Below are 22,727 nucleotides of genomic sequence, written 5' to 3'. Positions count from 1 at the left end.
GGACGGCCGGTGGGAACGAGAAGTATACCGTTGGTGAGATGTGCTCGAGGTGACCAATTGCGCTATCATGTTGGTCGGCTTTTCCTTTTGATCGCTCCGTCCGAGACACAGCATGCGAACCTTGATTCACCGAAGTCTCCACGTTTTGCTGGCAACGATCGTGGGCTGTTCTTGGACGCACGCCGATTGGCCTCAGTTTTTGGGTGAAAAACGTGATGGTGCGTCCAGCGAGACTGCGTTGCTCGACGCGTTTCCCGAAGAAGGCCCCGAGGTTGTTTGGCGAGTACCCGGTGGTGTGGGAATGTCAGCGGTCACGGTTGCGGATGGCTTGGCGATCACCACGATGAATGATTCGGGCAAGCAGTTGCTCGTTGCTTTCGATGCCAAAACCGGTGAGCGTGCTTGGCAAACCGGTTTGGCAGCGGAGTACAAGAACGGTCAAGGCGATGGGCCTCGTGCGACCGCGGCGGTATCGGGTGGCGTCGTCTATGCGTTCACGGGCGATGGTGTCTTGTGCGCGGTCGATCAGAAGACGGGCGAACTGATTTGGCGGACCGATGCCTTGCAGGCGTGCCGCGCCAGAGAATCCGAATACGGGATGTCGTCGTCCCCATTGGTGGTCGGGGATTCGGTCATCGTGCACGTGGGAGGCAGCGGCACGGCAGTGGCGGCGTTTGATATCGCCAACGGTCAACTCCAGTGGTCAGCAGGCAGCGGACCAGCGGGCTACTCATCGCCAACGTTGATGGAAGTCGCTGGTGAACAGCAGGTTGTCAGCTTGACGGGCGACAAAACGCTGGGGATCGACCCGAGCGACGGAGCGGTGTTGTGGACGTATGACTTTCCAACGCCCTACGCCTGCAACACTGCGAATCCGGTTTCGGTGGACGGCGACGTGTTCATCTCGGCTGGCGAGAACCATGGTTGCGTGTTCATTGACGTTGAGCAGGCCAGTGGGAAGTTTGAGGTCAAAGAGCACTGGGCCAGTGTTGATTCCAAGAGCGTGATGCGAAATGAATGGCAAACATCGGTGTTGGTCGATGGTTATCTCTACGGATTCGACAATGTGGGAGCAGCCGGGCCAACCACACACCTGACATGCATTGATGCGGGCACCGGCGAGACAGTTTGGCGGAAGACTCGGTTTGGCAAAGGCAACTTGGTTCTGGCCGACGGAAAGCTTTGGATCACCACGATGGACGGGGAGTTGGTGTTGGTGAAGGTCTCGCCGGATGGATACGAAGAATTGGGCAGATCCAAGCTGTTTGGCAGGACACGTCAATCCCTTTCAATCGCCAATGGTTTGGGATACATCCGCGACAACCAAGAAGTGCTGTGCATCAAGCTGTGATAGTGGCGGGAAGATCTTGACGCACTTGATGGCCATCGGTGTGTTCTCAGTCATTAGAATGAGAGACATGTTGCTGAGATGGCGACTCGTTCCACGATTGCAGTCTCGCTAGCAAATCCCTCCGGCTACGCCTTCCCCACCGAAATCATGACCGATCGACGCAGCTTTCTGTCCACCACACTGGCCGCTGGGGCGGCTCTCGCGACTCCCGCTTTCGTTTCCTCTCAGGCACTTGGGGCTGGCGATTCTGTCGCAGCGTCGGAACGGATCACGCTGGGGGTGATTGGGATCGGGCCTCGGTGCACCTACGATCTGAAAGCGATCTTGAAGCTCAAGGATGTGCAATGTGTCGCCATCGCTGACGTGCAACAGTCGCGGCGTGATGCGGGAAAGAAGTTGGTGGACGACCATTACGGCAATCAAGACTGCACGCTCTATCACGATTTTCGAGAATTGCTGGCGCGGGATGAGATCGATGCGGTCTTGATCGCAACCGGCGATCGTTGGCATGCCGCCGCATCGATCCTGGCCGCTGAGGCTGGCAAGGATGTCTACAGTGAAAAACCGTGTGGGATCACGATTCGTGATTGCCAGCTACTCGATGAGACGTTCCAGCGAACGGGTCGAATCTTCCAGGCGGGCACGCAGCGGCGGAGCGTGCCGAATTTCATTCAAGCCGTGCAAGTGGCTCAGTCTGGAAAGCTCGGCGAGCTAAAGGAATTGCAGGCCACCGCTTACTTGCCGACCTTGGACAACACTTGGTTGCCCGCTCAACCGACACCGGACGAAGCCGTTTGCGATTGGAACATGTGGTTGGGGCCTGCTCCATGGCGTCCATTCAACCAGAAGTACGTCGATGGTCGTTGGCGTGGTCAGTACGACTTTGACAGCGGTGCGCGTTTGCTGGATTGGGGAGCTCACACGCTGGATCTTTGCCAGTGGGCCGCGGGCGCCGATGACACGATGCCTGTGAAGTACGAGCCTTCGCAAACCGCGATCATGTGCACGTATGCCAACGGCGTTCAGTTGAAAGTGGACTTCTTGGAGGAGCCGTTTGGTGATCGCAGCCCGCGTTGGCTGACTCGTTTGGGGACCTGCCCGGTGCGGTTCATCGGTGAGGATGGCTCGATTGAAACGGGCGATGAAGGTGAGATTGTGGCGTCTTCACCTGCCCTGCAAAAAGAGCTTTCCAGCGCTGAGCGTGTGCGTGGTTTGGACGTCACCGCCCACGCACGGAACTTCTTCGATTGCATCAAGACTCGAGAACAGGCGACTTGCAATTCAACCGTGATGCGTCGGTCGCATGTTGCTTGTCACGCCGCCGCGCTGGCTTGGATTTTGAATCGCACGCTCACGATTGATCCCCAAACGGAAACGTTTGTGGACGACGATGAAGCGAACCGTTTGCGCAGCCGTGCGAAACGCGACTGGACTTAGACCGTTCGTTTTCAGGCGAGCACGTCGTGGATGACGTGACCGAAATCTTTTTCCAGTCGTTGTCGACCGGGGACGACCAACTCGTGCGGGTTCAGTCCCAGTTGGTGCAAAATCGTGGCGTGGATGTCGGTCACGTAGTGGCGGTCTTCAACGGCGTGAAATCCAATTTCATCCGTCGCACCGTGCGTCATTCCGCCCTTCACTCCGCCGCCGGCCATCCAAACGCTGAATCCGTAGGGATGATGGTCGCGACCGTTGGATGATTGAGCTCCGGGAGTTCGTCCGAATTCCGTTGCCCAAACGACCAGGGTTTCATCCAGCAGTCCGCGTTGTTTCAAGTCTTTCAACAAGGCACCGATTGGCTGGTCGGTTTGTTTGCACAATTTGCTGTGTCCCGCTTTGAGACCTTTGTGGTTGTCCCACTGCCCTGCCCCGCCGTTGCTGCCGTGGTAAACCTGGACGAACCGAACGCCCTGTTCGACCAATCGGCGAGCCGTCAGCATCTGACGTCCGAAGACTTTGGTCTCAGGTTGGTCCAACCCGTACTCTCGTTGAGTCAACGCGGTTTCGTCTTCCAGTCGGACCACGTCGGGGACCGCGGTCTGCATTCGAAACGCCAATTCGTAGGAGCGGACTCGGGCTCGCAGCGCTTCGTCGCTCGGGAATTGCTCCGACGAGATTTGGTTCAGTTGACGTAGCAGTTCAAACTCGCCGGCTTGTTCCTCTTGGTACACGCCACCGGGTGGTGCCGCGTAAGGGAGCGGGATGTCTGAATCAATGTCCAGCGGAATGCCGTCGAATTGCGGGCCCAAGTAATTTGCACGATGGCATTCACGGCCGCCGCAACAATCGGCGACAGGAGTTCCCATCACAACAAATTGAGGCAGGTTTTCGTTGAGTGAGCCCAGTCCATAGGTCGCCCAGGAGCCGATGGTGGGAAAGAAGCCGTCGACGCGATGGCGTCCGGTATGAAATTGCAGTTGAGCGCCGTGGTTGCTGTCCTCGGTCCACATTGACCGGATCACGCACAGGTCATCGGCACAGCTGCTGACGTGCGGGAACCAATCGCTGATTTCGATCCCGCTTTCGCCTCGCGGTGCGTAGCCGACTTGCAGGGGATAGATTTCGTTGCGAATGAATCCGTTGTTGGGGTCAAACGCGACCACGCGTTCGTTGGCCAAGTAGGGGGACTCGAGGACTTTGGCGTAGGGTGTTTCCTTGATCGTTTTACCAGCCAGTTGGTTCAGTTGTGGCTTCGGATCAAAGGTCTCCATGTGGCTGGCGCCGCCAATCATGAACAGCCAGATCACGCTCTTGGCTTTCGGGGCGATCTTCTTCAGTTCGCTTTCCGCGAGGGCGTCGCCGTGAGCGACCGAGTCACCCTGCAGCAGGCTGGACAGTGCAATGCTTCCAAATCCCAACCCGAGATCCTGCAGGAAGCCACGGCGGTGACGTTCGGAGAATGGATGGGGGCCTTTGTTTCCAAATTGCATGCTCATCGCACCGTTACAAAGTCGTTGTGGTTGAACAGAACGTGAACCAAGTTTTCACGTGCGCGAAGGTTCGCATCGGTCGCTGGCGGAACGGAGGTTTTGGCCGCACCGGTTGAAGGAGAAAGCTGATCAGGATCGGCCAGCAAGGTTGCTTGGTGGGTCAAGAACGATTCGCAGGCGGAGCGTTCACTGTCGGTGGGTTCGCGTCCCAGGATCGCGGCGTAGGCTTCCGAGACGAAGGCGAGGTCGTCCGTGACGTCGGCACTGAGTCGCGCCGCGGTCTGGCGAGATTGATCGACCGCCAGCGGACTGTTCGCGAGCGCCAGTGCTTGTTGGGGGACGATGCTTTCCGATCGTCGATAGCAATCGGTCGGGTTGGCTGCGTCGAAGATGACCAGCATCGGCATCTGTTTCTCGTAAGCATGGCGGAAATAGACGCTTCGTCGCGGCGTCGTTTCGCCCTTTTTGAAATCGATGTCGGGGCCGCCTCTGGATCGGTCCAGCGTCCCAGCAATCGAAAGCAGATTGTCGCGAACCAGTTCGGCCTCCAAGCGGCGCACGTTGGCTCGCCAAAGTTGCAGGTTGTCGGGATCGATCTCGCCGTTCTTGGCAAACGTGGTTTCTGAATCTTGCGACGCCGACGAAGCGAGTCGATAGGTGCGTGACTGGACAATCAGCCGATGGATGTGCTTCATGCTCCAGTCGTTTTCGACCAGTTCCACGGCCAACCAGTCCAGCAGTTCATGGTGGATGGGGTGTGGTGATCGGAGACCAAAGTCGTCGAGGTTGGAAACCAGCGGTTGGCCAAAGTAACGCGTCCAAATGTGGTTGATGGCAACGCGAGCGGTCAGCGGGTTTCTTGGATGGGTGATCCACTCTGCAAGTGCAGTGCGTCGCCCGCTACTGGTCGACGGGTAGCTCTTGCCCACCGGGGTGAACTTGCCGTCGTTGCCAACCAGTTGAACGGAAGCATCGACCAACTTCTTCTCGAGTTCGGCCAGTTTCTTGTTGGCCGAATCGAGGGCAGACTTCTTTTTGGTCTCGTCTGTTTCCTTGGAATCTTTAGCGGTCGCCACCGCGTTGCGCTGCTTCAGCACGTCGAGCAATGCTTGCTGGAAATGCAGCGTTCGTTCGGACTTGGCCGCTTGGACGGCGAGGGCTTCAGCGGGCGTCGGATCGGCAGCCGATTCGTCATGGTTTGAACTTGTGCCGGCGAACTTGGCTCTGGTTGCGGCCCAACGTTGTTGGATGGACTTCAGGTTTGCTTCGGCGACGGTGAGTTGTTGCCGTTTGATCGAGTCCTGTTTGTCATTGGACGATTGCAGTGATTTCTGGGCCGACTGAAGTTTCTGTTGTGCAGTGGCAATTTCCTCGGCTTCGATGTAGTCCCGCAGAAAAGGATTGGATGCGAGATTTGGCAGCGCGACCGGTTCAATCGCAAAGGGGAGTTCGACGATCTCCGGGACGGAGGGGGCGATCGGATGATCCTTGTCAGGATTCTTTTCGTTGCCCTGCACGTACAAGTAGGTCGGGACGTCCAGGTCCGCATCGTAGGCTCGCGGAAGCCCGAGTTTGGCTGTGTCGGGCTCTCCCGGCAAACGTTCGGTGCGGACTTGGTGCGGTTGGAAGATCGCTCGAAACGCGTAGTACTCTTGCTGCGAGATGGGGTCGTACTTGTGGTCATGGCATCGAGCGCAGGCGATCGTCATTCCCAGGAACGCTTTGGCGGTGTGTTCGACGGTTGCGTCCAACCAAATGTCGCGATTGCTTTTGTGGAAGTTCCGAACCAGGAACCCGGTGGCACGCAGCACGTCGAGGTCTTCGGGGGCGACCTCATCGCCGGCCACCATTTCGTGGATCATTTGGTCGTAGCCTTTGTCCACGTTCAGCGATTCGATGATCCAATCTCGCCAATGCCAGATGTGTCGCTGGCTACCACGGAGTTCGTTTCTGTAGCCATCCCAGTCGCTGTATCGCCACACATCCATCCAGTGCCGACCCCATTTTTCTCCATAGGCGGGATCGTCCAGCAATCGATCCACACGCTCTCGCCAAGCCTCGCTCGAAGAATCCGTTGCGAACTCAGTTTGGTCGGCTCGGGTCGGTGGCAATCCCGTCACGTCCAAGTGCAGGCGTCGCAAAGCAATCGCAGGGTCCGCTGGTGGAACGGGATCCAAACCGCTTTGTCGCCACTGGGCGAACATCAAGGTGTCGATGGGGTTCGCCGACCATGGTTCAGGAACGTCGGTCGCAAGCTTGGGTTGGGTGGGAGGCTGGTAGGCCCAGTGCTGGGACGGCGATTCCATGATCACTTCGTCCGGCGGGCTGGGGGCGCCGAGTTCGATCCAGCCGGTCAGTTGATGGATCTGTTGAGTCGACAGTGGCGTTCCTTCGCCTTCGGGCGGCATTCGCACATCGGGATCCGAAGAGGCGACTCGTCGAATCAGTTCGCTTTGGGAAGGGTGTTCCAAATCCAGCAGGCCGTTGGGATCGTGGTCCCCACGGATCAGGGACCCGGCATCGAGCCTGAGTCCGCCCTCTTGCTGGAGGACGCCGTGACAGGAACCGCATTTCTCTTGGAAGAGTGGTTTGATATCGGCGTCGTAATCCACATCAGCTCGCAGGTGGGAGCCAATGAGAACGATCGCCAGGACGGCAAGGATGGGGCGCGACATAGGTGGGACATCTGCTTCGCGGGAGGTGGGAGACCCACAGCGTAACCCCAACCGATGGCCCCAGTCCAGCTTTTTGTTTACTCAGGCAATCCAACAGCGGATGCAGTTTTTCTTCCGGCTTCTGCCTTTCTTCATCCCGGTAGGGATGTCAGATGGTAGCCGGGGGTCGCTGCGTAGCAGCACACCCCCGGAAACCGTGCCTCCCAAAAAACTCTCCATCCCGCCGTGGCCCATGGCCACGGCGGGATGGAGAGTGGCGACGCGGGCTACAGGTCCGTCGGTGGCGCGATCGCTTACCGACGGCTACTCTCTGACATCCCTGCCGGGATGAAAACTTGCGCAAACGAATGCGTTCCATAACACCAAACTTTTAGCAGTCCAGCGTTAGCGAGCAACAACGCTTGCCAAAACAGTTCGGATGCCGAAAGACTCCTGCCGACCTCTTTGGTCGGATTTGCAAAAGTTGGTGGCAGCAAGCCATCAGCCGCGAACTTGATTGCGACCTGAACGCTTTGCTTCGTAGAGTTGTTGGTCGGCTGACCCGATCAAATCTTTGACCGATTGAATTTGCTCGGGATCGAAAACAGAGACGCCAAAGCTGGCGGTGATCGGGAGTGGGCCAATTGAAGTTGCGAAGGGTGTGTCAGCGATCGTTGCTCGGCAGCGTTCGGCAATTTCCATCGCGTCTTTGCGACCTGTCGCGGCGAGCAGCAAGCAGAACTCTTCGCCGCCATAGCGAGCCAACATGTCGTCGGCTCGGCAGAGTGCTTGGATGCGTTGTCCAAAGGTTCGCAAGACATCGTCTCCCACCAAGTGCCCGTGCGTGTCGTTGACGGATTTGAAGTGGTCGATGTCCAACATGATGACGGCCATCTCAAGCTTGGCACGCGACGAACGTGACAGTTCTCGGTCCATGGCTTCGGTCAAAAACCGTTTGTTCATGGCGCCGGTGAGCGCGTCGCGGGTCAATGCGTTGTAGACCGTTTCGTGATACTGCGTCTCGACGCTGTCGGCAGAAAGAAACCGGAAGAGAAAGCTGCCGATGCGGACCGTGTCGCCACTTTCCAAGCTGCGATCGTCCTGGATCACGGTTTCGTTGATCAGGGTTCCGTTGGTGCTGCCTAGGTCGCGGATGAGGTAGCCGTCTTGCCCGCGAATCAGCATGGCGTGCTGGCGAGAAACACTGTTGTCAAAGAGTGGCAGATCGGAATCAGGGGATCGACCGATTTGAAACTCGTCTTGTTCCAAAAGCAGCATGCCTTCGATGACGTCCGGCGGATAGATTTGTACCAAGCAGCACTCGTTGTTCGATTCGCATGTTGGAACGGTTGGCTGTTGTCGCAGCGTCGCTTCTGAAGCATCGAGGCCAGTGGGGATGGTTTGGCTGGCTGGGTGGGCAACGGTTGTCATCTGACCTGCTCCATGCATATTTGAGGGGGACCCGTGGAACGACTGCACGGCGACGGTTGTCACCATTGTTTGGGCTTGCTTGCAACCATGGGTTACGGTGTTCTCATTTGGAACACAGCGTCACGGCATTCAGTCTGACTCGTCGGAATTTGTGTCAACCGCGACGGTGTTGTTGATCGTGCCGATCGGGGTGATCGTTGTGGTTGCGGCTTGAAGACGTCTCAAATCCAGTTGTGTTTGATGCAAACGCTGGGTTTGGTCGGGGGCCATTTCCGTCAGTCGCGAAGCCTTGGCGAGCATCTGGAGCGACGCTTTCAGATCAGCGACTGCTTCGGTTTGCTTGCCTAAACGAGCCCGGCAGTTGCCTCGCTGGTGCAAGGCACGGGCACGGGATTGTAGAAGATCGATGCGGTCCGGGGCCGAATCCAGCCATTCTTGTAGGTCACCAATCAACTGCGACCATCCCTGTTCAGCGAGCGTGAGGGAATCAGCATCCATCAGTTGGAGGCAGTGGTTCGTTTGGATGGTTTCCGATCGTCGGAGGTTTCCGACTGTTCCCTGAAGTTTGGCGAGTCGGCGAGCGACATCGATGGCGTGTTGGAAGCAGGCGGCATCCTTCAGTCCGGGATGGAGGGATGGATCCGACTGGATTTGAATTGCAAGTTCGAGTTGTGCGTAGATGGCTGCCGTTTTCGCCAGGGTCGGATCCATGCGACCCGAGTGTTCAGGTTCGGAGGAAGTGGCGAACGTGCCGAGGCGTTGGAGCAACCATTGTCGGGCCGCCAAGAGACGTTGGGTTGGAATCGAAGTCGATGATGAGTCTTGAAGGAGCAACTGCCCGGTCAATGAATGAATCCGTTCCAGTTCGAATTGAGTTTCGAGTGGATCTTGGCGAGCGGTCGTGGAGACGGGGGTGATCTGCAGTTGGTTGCCAAGATCGGGTTGATTGCTCAGCAGGGACTCCGCAACCGCATACTGCTGCTGTGCTTGCTCGGGGTGGCCAGTGATTCGGTGGAGGTCGGCCAATCGGAGTTGAGTTTTGACGTGTTGCAGCAACGTCAGACGCTCCGTTTGCCGGCTGGATTTCGACAGATCGAAATCGTCCAACTCACCGGTGGAGAGGGGCGAGGCTGAGCCGTTGAGGTTTTGGATTGCGATTTGATCGTATTGTTCAATCGCTCGATCGAGGAGGTTCGAACGGATCGCCGCCATGCCGGGATAAAATTGAAGGGACCCGCTGAGTTCATTCAGCCATGTGTCGGTCGCGTCGATCGCTTCGCCAAGATTGATGATCGCTTCGCGGTGAGCGCGTTGGGCATCCACACGGGCCAAGCGTTCAGTGCGATGAGATTGATGGATGACCAGACCGAAGATGATCGTCGCGATTAGCAACGCACTGGCTGCGACTGTGACGGTGGCGGCGATGCTTTGATGATACCGGCACCATCGCATTCCTTTTTCAATCATGCTTTCGCGGTGGACGGAAACGGAATCGCCGGCGATGAAACGGCGCACCTCACTTGCCAGTTCCTCGGCACTGTCGTAGCGGTCGTGTTGCGACGATGACATCGCTTGGCGAACAATCGCGAGCAGTGGTTTGGGAACCAACGGCTGAGCCGTTCGCAAGTCAGGGAAAGATGATCGGCGGACTTGTTCCAAGATTTGCTTGACAGGTTGGCCATGGTACGGATTTCGGCCAGCGATGATGGTGTAGAGAATCACGCCCAAGGAATACAGATCCGAAGAGGGATTGATCCGGTGGGACTCTCCACGGGCCTGTTCCGGTGACATGTACGCTGGGGTGCCCAGCACGGTACCGTGCGGTTCCAAGGGCAGCGAAAGATCAGCTTGCCGAGTGGGCTGGGATGATTTGGATCGGGCGGGTGCCGAGCCGGTTGGTGATGGGACGAATTGGGCCAATCCCCAATCGAGCACCACCGTCTCGCCGAAGCCACTGATCATCACGTTGCAGGGTTTTAGATCGCGATGAATGATTCCTCGCTGATGTGCGTAGGCGACGGCGTTGCAGATATCAACAAACCGTTGCAGCAACGGTTCGAGTGATTCGCCAAATTGGTGTTGGGTCTTTCGATTGCGGGTTTGATCGCTTTGGTGATGTTGTTGGATGAACTCACTGAGGGTGACGCCATCGAGCAACTTCATGACGTAGAACGCGTCATGCTGATCGCCCATTTCGTGGACGGGGACAATCCCTGGGTGCTGAAGTTGGCTGGTGACTTTGGCTTCGTTCAGAAAACGTTGTCGCTCTTGTTCCGTGACATCATCGGTGTCACTGAATCGTTTCACCGCGACTTCTCGATCGAGTTGTCGGTCGACAGCCTTCTCAACGACTCCCCAGCCGCCTCGCCCTACCTCTTCGAGGCATTCGTACCGGGACACGGGGACGCTGACGGAATCCTTGGACCCAGGGGGGGGGGCAGAAGAAGGCGAACGATCGCCGGAGATCGCACCGATCGTTTCTTCGTGAATGGGATGGGATAGGGAGGCATTCGCTGGTCGACGACGTCGTGAACGCGACCGACTTTTTCGCGAGGAGCCAGCGTTCTGGTTGCCGGGATCGCTCGAGGAGCCATCGCCGCAACGGTCAGTCGGCTCGCGGTTTGAATCGAGGCTGTTGACATCAGACGCCAACGCACCGGGGTTGCCGGTCGATTCGGGATGGGATGCGTCAGGGGCGTTCATGGCGACGGTTGCTTTGGAATCTCACGGTGCCGTGTTGATCTGAATTCGCGACCAACGGGTTCGTTGCTATGGCAACCGTAGGTCGTTCCCGTGAACCGAAAGTCGCCGAAGTTTCTCGAAAGCGAACCCCCGAACCGTCTGCCACTTTCACAGAGAAACGTTGCAACGGTCGCAGGGATCGAGCGAGTTGTAGGGCGGGGAGCGGTGGCACGCCCGCTTGATGAAAAGCCAGGATCCGGGCTTTTCTTTCGTTTGAGCGAGCATTACGTTTCTCAAAAATCCTCTTCTCCCATTTTGATATCAATCATGCTCGCGAAAGAAGTGAAGTCCGGTTCCGTTGTGGTCCACGATGGCAACCCGGTGATGATCGTTGGAATGTCGGTTCAGTCGCCGTCTGCTCGAGGCGCGGCAACGCTGTACAAGTTTCGGGCTCGGAATGTCATGACCCGCAACAAGGTCGACATCACTCTGAAGGGCACCGAAGTCCTTCAAGAAGCGGATTTTTCTCGCCGGGATGTGCAAATGATGTACACCGACACGGAGTTCTTGCACGTGATGGACAAAGAGGATTTTCAGCAGTACGAAATCCCTCTCGAGGATGCGGAAGAGCAGATGCCTTACATCACGGAAGGCCTGGAGGGCATCCGGGCATTGATCTACAACGACGCCTGCGTTGGGATCGAAGTGCCAGCGACCGTGGAGCTGAACATTGCTCAGTGTGATCCAGGTGTGAAGGGCAACTCAGCCACGTCACGCACCAAGCCCGCCACCATGGAAACCGGGTTGGTCATTCAAGTTCCCGAGTACATCAAGGAAGGCGAACGACTGAAGGTTGATTCGCGAACCGGCCAATTTCTTTCGCGAGCGTGACGCGGAAACGTTTCTTCGTCTGTTCTGCTGCTCCCATTGGCAGGTGCCTCGCCAACGGGGGCCCTCGCTGCCAATCCAATGCAGCCTTGGCAGTCAGATGATGTCGACGGTCACTGGGGGAACGGCTGGCGGGGGATCCTGCCGGCCAGCGTCTGCAGGGTTGGTCGCAGTATCCGGGTCGGCTGAATGCGGGCCGTTGGTGGGCTGCTCGATCAAAGAAGGCTCGGTCATCGAGGGGGCGGCCATCGCCTGCTCTTGGTATTGCTCCGCCATTTGTCGCGAGTTTTGATCTTGAGCTTGCATGTAACGTTCGATGGCGTCGTCGCTTTCATGCTCGACCACGTTGTTGGGAACCGGAGTTCCTTCGGGGATGGTTTTCTCGCATCCCACCAGCAAGGAGGCTGCAACGGCAATGCATCCCAACCATTCGACTTGCATTTTGATTGTCATTTTCACGGCGGACAAATTGGTGTCTCTCGTCATCTCTTGCTCGGCAAAGATCAGTATTTTGCCATGCGGTTCCTAACGTTGTCCCTGCTGGGCTTGTTGGATCGCTCGTTGTTGTTGGAGGAGGGCTCGTTCGAACGGTGAGACTCGATCGCTGGGACGGAACTGCTCTTGGATTTGCTCGTCCGAAATCAAAGGTGTCACGGTGCCTTGGTTTTGCATGGCTCTCGCGGATTGAAAAACATCGATGGTTTGGTCGGTGAGTTCGGGGCCCGGTGGCAAGAGGAAGCGACCGATGCCTTTGCCTTGCATGTTGATGTCTTCGATCCGATTGTTGCCCCGCGCGGTGCGATCGATCGCAACGGATTGCACCCGCCATTCATGAACGACGATTTCGTAACGAGGTTGCGGTTGGATTGAGTGTCGGACTTCGCGGGTGATCCACTGGCCGTCCGGTGACAGCAGTTCATAGGTTTCGACCCATTCGTGACCGGCATCGCGTCGCAGTTTCATGTCGTGCGTTTCAGCAGGCCCTAGTCGGAACGTCTTCGACAGGCCCGCTTGGCGAGCGTCCGACAGGGTGACGTTGACGTCTCGTTGGCTGCTGTTGGTGAACCGAATCTTGGCAGGCGGCAAGTCTGGCAACGCGACCCGCCGCGTGTCGATGGGAACAGGACCGGGATTCAGTGGGATGGGGCTGAGTGGCAACGGATTGAGAGGAAAGGGGGCAAACGGCATGGGCCCAAGCGGACCGGCGTTCATGCCCCAACCGAAGGCAGGTGCCGGGGCCAACCAAGGCAATCCGAGCCCACCGCCATAAACCGAGATGTCGTGGGTCATGTAGCCGCCCGCCCAAGGGCCAACGATGGGGCCGCCAATCGGGCCTGCGCCGACGGGGTGCAGCAAACGGTAGGAGGCTTGTGGGAAGGGAGTGAAGTCGTCGAGGTCGGCGTAAAGAAAGTGGCCGAACCCGCTGCGTGGGAATTTCAGGACTCGGGCGAGCAGCGTGTTGTAGTAGCCCAGGAATTGTCCGTCGGGCGTGTCGTAGCGTCCGTTGCGTCGGTAGACGACTTGCCGACCGTCGCCGTGTCGATAGATCAGCTGGTCTCGACGCAAAGAAATTCTCCCGGTCACCGCACCGGTGGGTTCGACCAAGTCAAACTCGCCGGATGGCCCGCCGTGACGACCGTGATCGTGATAGGGACCGCGGCGGCCATCGACGTGAAGTGGCGGTTGGGCCAGCAGGCTGGTCGCCATCATTGCCCACAGCAACCAAGCCGATGCCAAGCTTGCAAGGTGGTTGGTGGACGGGTTGGAAAGGCAGGTCCATCCGGTGAAGCTTCGCATCGTTTTTTCCGCCGATTCAGAAAGCTGTGATCAGAAACGCGGTTCGGTTGCCGCTTGGTTCATCGTACCAAGCAAACGGGCACCTGCGAGGCGGAAATTTGCACCGGGATCAACCGTTGCTGGGGAGGCTCAATGGCTCCAGAACGCGACGATAGACTTTGGCGATGCCGTTGGCCATCGTGTGATCGCTGAAACTTTGGTGATGGCGCGTCACGGCGAAATCCGACATGGATTGCCAATCGTGTTGACCGGAAACCATCGCTTCGATTTGTTCGGCCAAGGAGTCTGCGCTGCGAGGTTCGGCGAGAACGCCTTCGATGCCATGCCGGATGGCTTCGGGTGTCCCTTCGACCGAGGTGGCGATGACCGGGGTTCCGGCGGCCATCGATTCCAGGACGACCATCGGCAAACCTTCGCCGTACAGGCTGGGCAAGACCATCGCATCCAGGCGAGCGAGTTCGGCAGGAACATCTTGGGTGAATCCCACCCATTCGATCAGATGACCAATCCCGAGCTCGGTGATCTGAGCGTCGATTTGTTGTCGGTAAGCTTCGGTTTCAAACGGTCCGATGCACCTCAGCGTGACTTCGATGCCGCGATGCTTCAGAATTGCCAGGGCATCCAGGACGACTTCCAAACCTTTTCGGGATCGCATCAGAGCGATCATGCCGATGGTCCAGTGACTACCGATCGTCGGTTTGCTCTGCCGAGCGGGACGGATGGCGGGCACGCCGTTGTGAACGACGGTGACTTGGTCTGCACGGAAACCTTGTTGAAGCGTGTCTTCGCGAAGGCTGTTGGACACGGTGATCAAATGCGAGCAATTTGCGAGTGAGCGACGCTCAATCCAGGCGTTGATGTGGTTTGCCCAGGCTCGTTCGCAGTCCCGGCCGGCGGGGCTGTGGACATGGTACACCCAAGGTCGGCCCGACCACTTCGAAACCGCCGAGGCGAGCATCGCGGTGCGAGGTGTGTGTGCGTGCAGGAGTTCGTACTCGCCTTCGGCCATCACGCGTGCGAGTCGTTTGACCGCGGTCCAGTCCAAGCGGTGTCGCATGGGGACACGGTGGCATTGTCCCCAGTTTTCACCCGCGACGCCGGTTTGGCGTTCTTCCAGCATCTCGGCGAAGCGTCCGGGTTTGACACACGCGAAATCGGCGGTGACGTGGAAATCCGGCAAGCAGCGTCCCAGGTGAGACTGCACGCGCTCGGCACCCGAAAAGTGCTCGCCGTTGACGACATGCAGCACGCGGACTTCACGAGTCATGCTCAAAGCCGACGGGAGACTGGCCGCAGAAAACGACGCTTCCTTGGCGATATCAACGCTGGCGGACGAAGCAACCGGCGAAATGACGGTCTCGGTGACGGGCGAGAAGTTGGAGTTGGTGGTCGATTGCATATTGGGGCGTGCTGGAGGTGTCGGGTGTGCGGGAGGTGTCGGACAGGAATGCCGAACGGACTCATCCGTCGCGGTGCGGACACGTGACGGAATGGCAGTGGCAAAGTCTGGTTTCGCGTGAAGGAGGCACTCACGTGAGGCGACACTTCTCAAGTTTGGGTTAGAGATCGCCCCCGTGTGTGGAGCACTTCCGCGGCTTTCGACGCATTGCAGGGGAGTTGGACGGTCGTGCTGGTTGTGATGATTGAGTGTCCAGGACCCTGGGGGAAACGCTGCGATTCGGCTAAGTTCTGTGCTCCAAAAATCATGCGTCTTTCCTGTTTTCCCCCACGCCAACTCAGCCCCGCGTCAGACCTTATGAATTCCTCCATCGTTTTGTTGCCCGGAGACGGGATCGGACCTGAAATCGTCGAGCAAGCCCGTTTGGTCCTGGCCAAGGTGGCGGAGCGATTCGGACACACGTTTCAGTTCAGTTCGCACCAGATTGGCGGAATCGCGATTGACGAGACTGGCGACCCACTCCCTCAGGCGACCATCGACGCCTGTCGTGAGTCCGCGGCGATTTTGTTGGGAGCGGTTGGCGGGCCGAAATGGGACGATCCATCGGCGAAGACTCGACCAGAAGCCGGGTTGTTGAAAATCCGCAAGGAGTTGGGTTTGTTCGCCAACTTACGCCCGATCAAGTTGTTCGATGAGTTGGCCGAGGCGTCCCCGTTGCGAGCGGACATCGTCAAAGGCACCGACATCCTGTTTTTTCGAGAACTGACCGGCGGGATTTACTTTGGCGAGTCGGGCACCTCCGGCAGCGGCGACGATGAAACCGCGTTCCAGTCGATGACCTATTCCGCTGGCGAGGTCAAACGGATCGTCCGCATGGCTGCTCAAGCCGCTCGCGGACGTTCGAATCGATTGACCAGCGTCGACAAGGCCAACGTTCTGGAACCGAGTCGATTGTGGCGACGTGTGGCCGCGGAAGTCATGGCCAACGAATTTCCTGACGTGCAGTACGACGTCGTGCTCGTCGACTCGATGGCGATGCACTTGATCAATCGCCCCTCGGAATTTGACGTGGTTGTCACCGGCAACATGTTCGGCGACATCCTGACCGATGAAGCGTCGATGTTGCCCGGGTCGCTTGGCATGCTGCCCAGTGCGTCGCTGGGCGACAGTGGGCCTGGATTGTATGAGCCCATTCACGGATCGGCACCGGACATCGCCGGCAAAGGCATCGCCAACCCGTTGGCGACCATTTTGGCAGCTGCGATGATGCTGCGGCATTCATTGGGGCTGACCGAGGAAGCCGAAGCCATCGAAGCTGCGGTTGCGGCCGTGATCACCGATGGTCTGCGAACCCCTGATTTGGCTCGAGGCGATCAATCCAAAAGCGTGTCGACCGACGAGATGGGCGCAGCTGTGGTTGCGAAATTGACGGTCTAAACCAATGCAGAAACTCTGCTGGTCGAGTCGGTTCCTCTCACTCCGAAGATCACCTTGCCAGATACAACCACCTACATCCTGATCGCGGTCATTCTCGCGGCGCTGGCCATCGCAACGTTGGTCGCGTTCCTGCTTGGCCGCAACGATTCGATCGCGGTGGATGCCGCGGTCGTCAAGCGATTTCGTGCCAAATTGCGAGTGTGGTGGACGATGGTGGCGATCTTTGTGATCGGTTCCTTGATCCATCGGATCGGGTTGGTGGTGTTGTTTTCGATGGTGTCCTTTTGGGCGCTGCGGGAGTTCATATCGATGACTCCGACTCGACGTGGCGACCACCGGACGCTGTTTTGGATCTTCTTCATCTTCACGCCGCTGCAGTACATCCTGATTGGTCTGGGCGATGATTATTATCCGTTTTACAGCATCATGATTCCGGTTTATGCCAGCCTGTTCATTCCGGCTCGGGCTGCAATCGCGGGCGATGCCAAGCGGTTTCTGGAACGTTGTGCGAAGATCCAGGCCGGGCTGCTCGTGTGTGTTTATTCGCTGTCCCACGCCCCGGCGCTTCTGGATCTTCAGTTGGTTCGGACGGGTGGCGAACCTTGGACGGGCAGCAACGTCAACTTGTTGATGTTCTTCGTCTTGATCGCTCAGTTGTCGCTGACCCTGGAAAGAGTGTGGAGCAAGCTGGCCGGGCGTCACGTGATCGCTCCCGATATCAACGCTTCGCGAACCTGGGAAGGCGTGTTGGGGGCGATGATGTCGACCGGTGTGATCGCCGCGCTGCTTCGGTGGGCCACGCCGTTTTTCTGGTGGGAAGCGTTGCTGATGGGCGTGGTCGTGACCGCGATGGCGAGCATGGGCACGCTGACCATGAGTGCGATCAAACGAGACCGTGGTGTGACTGACACGGGGACCTTGGTGCAGGGGCACGCTGGAATTCTGGACCAGATCGACAACATCTGTTTCGCCGCTCCCATCTTCTATCACGTCACACGATTCTTCTTCACTTGAACTCTCAGTCGTCTGAGTTCTTCTTCCAAGCCAACATCACTTTCGATTGAGCCAGGGCATGCATCTCGTCATCAGTTCCAGCCTTCACCCCACCAGTCGCAGCCGAATTCTGGCGAGATCGGTTGCGGAGCGACTGCGTGGGCAGAGCCGCGAAGTGGAAGTGTTCGACCTGTCCGTGCGGACTCTGCCACCCTGCGATGGTGCCACGGCGTACGGCAACGAAGAGGTGATTGCGCTGGGCGAATTGGTGCGTTCGGCAGAAGCGATTTTCATTGCCTCTCCGGTTTACAATTACGACGTCAACGCGGCGATCAAAAACGCGGTGGAGCTCACCGGGAAAGCCTGGACAGACAAAACGGTTGCCTTGTTGTTGGCCGCCGGTGGCCAGGGCAGTTACATGTCCGTGATGGGGTTGGCCAACAGCCTGATGCTGGATTTCCGCTGCTTGATCGTGCCGCGGTTTGTCTACGCAACCGGCGAGTCCTTCGAAGGCGATTCGTTGGCCGATGATGAAATCGCTCGGCGAGTCGACACGCTGGTGGAAGAAACGCTGCGGATCAGCGACGCACTCAACGTGTGAGCATCGTCGCCAGGCGATCCTCGCCTGTCGACTCTGCAATGAATTGGCGGATCAGCCAAACATCAGTTCTTTGCTCGGTGACTGTCCGCCGTCACGTTTGCGACGGTAGATGCCCAGCTTCTGAAGCGTGAGCAAGGAAACGTAGGCGGGGTTCAAGTACAGGTAACGCCGCCACAGACGGCCCGGTTCTCGCGTCAGGCGAAAGAACCATTCCAGCCCGTTCTTTTGCATCCAAGCCGGTGCCTGTTCCAGCATTCCGGCATGGAAGGCGAAGGCGGCGCCGACCGCGATCAGAGGCATCGAGAGGTGTTCTTTCATTTCGTAGGCGAAGATTTCCTGGCGGGGGCAACCCAGTCCTACGAAACACATCTGAGCGCCGCTGGCCCGGATTTCTGCGGCCAGTTCGTCTCGTTCTTCCGGGGTGATTTGTCGAAACGCGGAGGCACGTTTGCCGACGATGCGGAGGCCTTCGAACCGTTCGCACAAACGATCGGCGAACTGCTGGAGCATGTCTTCAGTGGCACCAAACAAAAAGATCGGCACGTCTTCCTTGGCAGCCTGGGCGCACAGGCGAAGCGTCAGTTCCGGGCCGTAAACACGATCGGACAAGGCAGGTCCGTCAAAGGATCTTTGGTGCAATCGATTCAGTGCCCACCGCACCGGTTGCCCATCCGGGCAGACCAGGTCGAATTGGTTGAGTCGATAGTGATGTTCCCGGTCGAGCACACCAGTCATCACGCCGTGAACGGCCAAGGCGGTGACCGCCATCGGGGCATGGTTCTTCGCGGCGGTGAGGATGCGATCCACCGCGGATTCGTAGTCGATCGCATTGACGCCAATGCCCAACACGTTGTGTTGTCCGTAGTCCAACATGGTTTTGATCAAGTGGTTGCAGGTTGAGGCACGGGAGCGTGCGTGGTCGCGAGTGTTTGGGTTTGTTCCAGCATGGTTCGCACATCAAAGTCACGAGCGAATTTGTTGAGAGCCCAGCGCATGAATGAAAGCTTTTTTTCGCGTTTCATTTTCATGCCGGGAAAGTAAGCCATGTCGGAATCGTCTTCGCACCCAAGAAAGTCCGGCGGGTGCAGAAGCAGCGACGGCGAGGTGCCGGTCAGGCGACACAACCGCAACGAGGATGTGAAATACATCTTCGCCGCCATCACGCTGAAACTGGCCAAAAAAGTGACGTAGCTGAAGTGAATGGGAGCACGCAGGAAGGGCAGCGTGGTGACCGGGATCTCTTGCAGTGGACGAACGACGCCGTCCACCTCTTCCTGCCGTACAAAGGGGCGATTGGGGTTTCGCATGGAATCGAACCCACCGTAAAGCTTCTTCGCTTTTTCGCGTTGTTCGCCTTTCAGATTGGTGCGAGCCAAAAAGACAGCTCGTGCGATCGGCGCCACGGATGTTGGAAAGATCGATGCATCGTAGGTGTACTGATTTCGGATCAGCACTCGCAGCACTTCCTTGGGGCAACTGAACCCTGGCCCTCGAAAACCAACCGGGCGGGTGCCGATGGTCGAGATGATTCGATCGTGCGTCGTCATGACCTCGGATTCGATTTCGGGTTCGCTCATCGTGTGCATCCACGGCAAATGATTGAGCGAATGATTCGCGGCTTCCCAGCTGGAAAGTTGGTCGAATGTTTGGATGGCCTGGACGTCGGAATCGACGTTCAGATCTCGTCCAACCAAGAACACGGTCAGAGGCAGGTTCAGCTCGCCGAGCATCTCAACGACGCGTTGCGTGGCCATGGGAAGGTAGCTCGACGTGGACTCCCAGTCCTCTCGCCCGGCAGCGCGGAGGTAGGCCCATTTGTTGTCCAGATCCATCGACAGGCTGCCGATCAACGCTTGGGTCATCGTGCAGCATTCCCCGTCGAATGCGGAGGGAGGTGATGCATGGCTGATTGGATCGCGTGGATGGCACCCATCGCCGATCGTTCCGGGGTGTAACCCTGGATGTCTTGCTGGGCGTTCTTTCGCATTTCAGCGATGGTCGCGTCGTCGCAGTTGAGGTAAGCAGTCAGCGCGCCGGAAAGATCCAGCGTCGATGATGACGGTGCGGTGGCCAGTGGATCGTACTGCCAGCCATTGCGTCCGTTTTGGACCAGTGTGGTGACGGATTGTGCGTAGATGCTGCCGATGATCGGCAGCCCTGCGTGCATCCCTTCGTTGGTGACCAGCAACCATTCGTCAGCCAAGGTCGGCGCGATGATGGCCCCGTGTTCATGCATCCGTTGCGGAAGCTCGGCAGCGGGCTGGTTGCCCAGCACATGGAGGGTCAGGCGGGAATCAATGGCAGCGTTGTCGTGAGTGCAATTCCCCGCTGCCAAGGTTTCGAGTTCGCCACGACAGGGGCCGTCGCCCACGAAGGTGATTTCCAAGGACTCATTGTTGGCGGCGCAAAAATCGCTGGCTTGACGAACCAAGGGCAGGACCCCTTTGCGTTGTGAGAGCTGCCCGATGCAGAGCAGACGCCTGCGAACCTGGGGTTCCGGTGGACGTTCGGCATCGTTGGCGATGGTTCGGTCGTCTGCCGCGTAGGGCAGGTGAAACAACTGTTCTTCCTTGGCACCCAAGACCAGCAACACCTCGCGGCAGGAGGGGCCGTTGTAGGTGATGGCATCGGCTGCCCGGATCAGTCGCCGGCGCGCCCAGGTGCGAAGTCGTCCGCGACCTTGTTCGGTGTGTTCACTCATGAATGTCGCGAGGACCAGACGGGCTCCTGAGCGTCGGCAATAGCGAGCCGCCGCCAATGACCGAGCCCCCAGTTCATGCGAGATGACCACCTCGGGGCGAAGGCGTTTCAGTTGAGCCAAGGTGTCATAGGGGATGTGCACGAACAGCGGGTCGTCAAATCCTGCCTTGGCATGTCGCCATCGCCTGCGCAGCGTGACGGTCTTTTGGACTTGGACGTTCAGTCCTGACCAGTCCAATTCAAAATTGCGATTGGGCTCGATCGGCGTGCTGAGCAGGATCTGAAAATCGCGAATTCGCTTGGTGATCTCTTGCAGCACCCGGACTTGATACAGCGGGATGTAGTGCGTCAGAAAGACGGCTTTGGTGTCCAAGACCGAGTCGGCCGCGAGCGGTTGGCTGAGTGATTTGGCGTCAGCAGAAAATCCCCGTTCCAGCGAATCGTCTCCAAAGAAACCGATCGGCGGGCAGGTGTGCGTTGAGTCGTCGGATTCAGGTTTCGCGGGCAAAACGGCAGACATGTTGAGAGTCTATTCGCCGCCACGCCCCGTCACGGGCACAACGACAGTTTGAGCGATGAGTCGAAGATCTTGAAACAAACCCAATTGGTCGATGTAACGAAGATCCATCCGCATCCAATCATCGAACGTCACGGCTTTTCCCTTGTTGACCTGCCACGTGCAAGTCAGCCCGGGGCGAACGTCGAGGCGTCGACGGTGCCAACGTTCGCAGGCTCGGCTCTCATGCCAGGGGAGTGGTCGAGGACCCACCAGAGACATGTCACCTTTCAATACATTAATCAGTTGTGGGAGTTCGTCCAAACAAGTCGCCCGTAAAAAATGGCCAACTTTGGTCACGCGCGGGTCACGAGAAATCTTGAAAGCGGGCCCGTCGCGATGGCTTTCGGCACGCAATTCCGCTTGGAATTTCTCCGCATCGACGATCATCGTGCGAAGTTTCAGGATGGTGAAAGGGCGACCGTTTTGGCCTTCGCGGGTTTGGCGAAAAAAGGCTGGTCCGCCGTCGGTCCACTTGATCACAGCCACGGCGGCCAGAATCGCGGGACCTGCCAGGATCAACCCAACGCTTGCGCCGGCAAGATCGATGCCGCGTTTGAGCCACAAACCAGCGTGGTTGGATTGTTGGGGAGTGCCGACGAGTGAGAGGTCATCAATCGACGATTGAACGCCGCTGTGCGAGAGCGTTTGGGGGGCCGTCGATGCGGAGGGATCCGGCGAGGATTCTGCCAGACGCACCCAGTTCTCTTGTTTGTCGGCAGGATCGTCTTTGCGGCGTTCGCCGGCGCGCCGATCGCCGGAGGCGTCACCGTCGAGATCGTTGTCTTCGCTGAAGCCATTCGGGTCGTGGACTTGCAGGTGCAATCGCACTTCCAAGCCCGCCGCGGAGGTCAAGCGTGACAGTCGGTCCAGGACCGCGCGACCGCCCATTTCGGGTGTGTCGACCAGGAGGACGCCATATCGGAAGGTTGCCAGAATTCCTTTTTCATCTGTCACGCGAAGATTGCGGAGCAGCAGGTCCACCAGTTGGCGGTTTTGTTTGTTCGTGTTGCGACGTGTCGAGCCTGCTTTGGTCAGCAGTTCAACTGTCAAGAGACAGAAAGGAATGGACCGCCGGGTCGCTCGCAAGCGTTCGCGGTTCAGTTCGCGATCGAACTGTCGCGACGACAGCAGCAGCACGCGTCGGCGGCCGAGGGAAGCCTCGTCCTTCCAACGCAGCAGGCGCTCACGCCGTTCTTTCTTTAAAAATGAAAACAAGTTTGTTGTTCCTAGGTGCGTGTCTGTGCCCACTCGAGCCGGTCTGCTTCATCCATCGTGGTCGAGGCGGGGTCTGTTTTTGCCCGCGTC

Annotated in this window: 17 protein-coding genes; 6 read left to right on the top strand and 11 right to left on the bottom strand. The window is 58.1% G+C overall.

Annotation, left to right across the window (positions count from 1 at the left end):
• Positions 1-112: 112 nt before the first annotated feature.
• The gene (locus tag RISK_RS14020; RefSeq protein WP_047814934.1) at positions 113-1,351 is read left to right on the top strand and encodes a PQQ-binding-like beta-propeller repeat protein; all 1,239 of its coding nucleotides are present in this window, start codon (positions 113-115) and stop codon (positions 1,349-1,351) included.
• Positions 1,352-1,498: 147 nt separating this feature from the next.
• On the top strand, positions 1,499-2,788 hold the full coding sequence (locus RISK_RS14015) for a Gfo/Idh/MocA family protein (protein WP_047815059.1): 1,290 nt from the start codon (positions 1,499-1,501) through the stop codon (positions 2,786-2,788).
• Between the two features lie 11 nt (positions 2,789-2,799).
• On the opposite strand, the gene RISK_RS14010 is transcribed toward RISK_RS14015, so the two are convergent.
• The 4 genes from RISK_RS14010 to RISK_RS13995 all read right to left on the bottom strand — a co-directional run bounded on the left by RISK_RS14010 (position 2,800) and on the right by RISK_RS13995 (position 11,069).
• A complete protein-coding gene (locus RISK_RS14010) occupies positions 2,800-4,287 on the bottom strand; it encodes a DUF1501 domain-containing protein (RefSeq protein ID WP_047814933.1) in 1,488 nt (495 codons plus the stop codon).
• Positions 4,284-6,956: a DUF1553 domain-containing protein gene (locus RISK_RS14005; protein ID WP_047814932.1), complete on the bottom strand. Its 2,673-nt coding sequence runs from the start codon at positions 6,954-6,956 to the stop codon at positions 4,284-4,286. The genes RISK_RS14010 and RISK_RS14005 overlap by 4 nt, the downstream gene beginning before the upstream one ends.
• Positions 6,957-7,436: 480 nt before the next feature.
• Positions 7,437-8,366, bottom strand: coding sequence for a GGDEF domain-containing protein (locus tag RISK_RS14000; protein ID WP_236696294.1), 930 nt, complete (start codon positions 8,364-8,366; stop codon positions 7,437-7,439).
• 129 nt (positions 8,367-8,495) lie between these two features.
• Positions 8,496-11,069, bottom strand: a complete 2,574-nt coding sequence (locus tag RISK_RS13995; protein ID WP_047814930.1) for a serine/threonine-protein kinase — start codon at positions 11,067-11,069, stop codon at positions 8,496-8,498.
• Positions 11,070-11,375: 306 nt separating this feature from the next.
• On the opposite strand from RISK_RS13995, the gene RISK_RS13990 reads away from it, so the two are divergent.
• Entirely contained in the window at positions 11,376-11,939 is a 564-nt protein-coding gene (locus RISK_RS13990; protein ID WP_047814929.1) for an elongation factor P, read from the top strand.
• Positions 11,940-12,032: 93 nt separating this feature from the next.
• Here the strand turns inward: RISK_RS13990 and RISK_RS28145 are convergent, their stop codons facing one another.
• The 3 genes from RISK_RS28145 to RISK_RS13975 form a co-directional block, all read right to left on the bottom strand.
• On the bottom strand, positions 12,033-12,377 hold the full coding sequence (locus RISK_RS28145; protein ID WP_236696293.1) for a hypothetical protein: 345 nt from the start codon (positions 12,375-12,377) through the stop codon (positions 12,033-12,035).
• Positions 12,378-12,461: 84 nt separating this feature from the next.
• Positions 12,462-13,733: a hypothetical protein gene (locus RISK_RS13980; protein WP_047814928.1), complete on the bottom strand. Its 1,272-nt coding sequence runs from the start codon at positions 13,731-13,733 to the stop codon at positions 12,462-12,464.
• A gap of 109 nt (positions 13,734-13,842) precedes the next feature.
• Positions 13,843-15,132 carry a glycosyltransferase family 4 protein gene (locus RISK_RS13975; protein ID WP_047814927.1) on the bottom strand — a complete coding sequence of 430 codons (1,290 nt, stop codon included), beginning with the start codon at positions 15,130-15,132 and terminating at the stop codon, positions 13,843-13,845.
• 357 nt (positions 15,133-15,489) lie between these two features.
• Here RISK_RS13975 and leuB point away from each other — a divergent pair, with 357 nt between their 5' ends.
• From leuB to RISK_RS13960, 3 genes are read left to right on the top strand one after another with little or no spacing between them, the layout of a single operon-like run.
• Positions 15,490-16,569: a 3-isopropylmalate dehydrogenase gene (leuB, locus tag RISK_RS13970; RefSeq protein ID WP_047814926.1), complete on the top strand. Its 1,080-nt coding sequence runs from the start codon at positions 15,490-15,492 to the stop codon at positions 16,567-16,569.
• 54 nt (positions 16,570-16,623) lie between these two features.
• Positions 16,624-17,583, top strand: a complete 960-nt coding sequence (locus RISK_RS13965) for a phosphatidate cytidylyltransferase (RefSeq protein WP_047814925.1) — start codon at positions 16,624-16,626, stop codon at positions 17,581-17,583.
• Between the two features lie 46 nt (positions 17,584-17,629).
• On the top strand, positions 17,630-18,163 hold the full coding sequence (locus RISK_RS13960) for an NADPH-dependent FMN reductase (protein ID WP_047814924.1): 534 nt from the start codon (positions 17,630-17,632) through the stop codon (positions 18,161-18,163).
• Between the two features lie 51 nt (positions 18,164-18,214).
• Here RISK_RS13960 and RISK_RS13955 read toward each other — a convergent pair whose 3' ends face one another.
• The 4 genes from RISK_RS13955 to RISK_RS13940 are packed head-to-tail and all read right to left on the bottom strand — an operon-like array spanning position 18,215 to position 22,637.
• Positions 18,215-19,036: a WecB/TagA/CpsF family glycosyltransferase gene (locus RISK_RS13955; RefSeq protein ID WP_047815057.1), complete on the bottom strand. Its 822-nt coding sequence runs from the start codon at positions 19,034-19,036 to the stop codon at positions 18,215-18,217.
• Between the two features lie 8 nt (positions 19,037-19,044).
• Positions 19,045-20,025 carry a polysaccharide deacetylase family protein gene (locus RISK_RS13950; protein WP_047814923.1) on the bottom strand — a complete coding sequence of 327 codons (981 nt, stop codon included), beginning with the start codon at positions 20,023-20,025 and terminating at the stop codon, positions 19,045-19,047.
• On the bottom strand, positions 20,022-21,383 hold the full coding sequence (locus tag RISK_RS13945; RefSeq protein WP_047814922.1) for a glycosyltransferase family 4 protein: 1,362 nt from the start codon (positions 21,381-21,383) through the stop codon (positions 20,022-20,024). The genes RISK_RS13950 and RISK_RS13945 overlap by 4 nt, the downstream gene beginning before the upstream one ends.
• A 9-nt stretch (positions 21,384-21,392) precedes the next feature.
• A complete protein-coding gene (locus RISK_RS13940) occupies positions 21,393-22,637 on the bottom strand; it encodes a sugar transferase (protein WP_047814921.1) in 1,245 nt (414 codons plus the stop codon).
• Positions 22,638-22,727 lie beyond the last annotated feature (90 nt).

It is taken from the genome of Rhodopirellula islandica (assembly GCF_001027925.1).
Lineage (GTDB): Bacteria > Planctomycetota > Planctomycetia > Pirellulales > Pirellulaceae > Rhodopirellula > Rhodopirellula islandica.
This window is presented reverse-complemented; position numbering and strand designations above follow the sequence as displayed.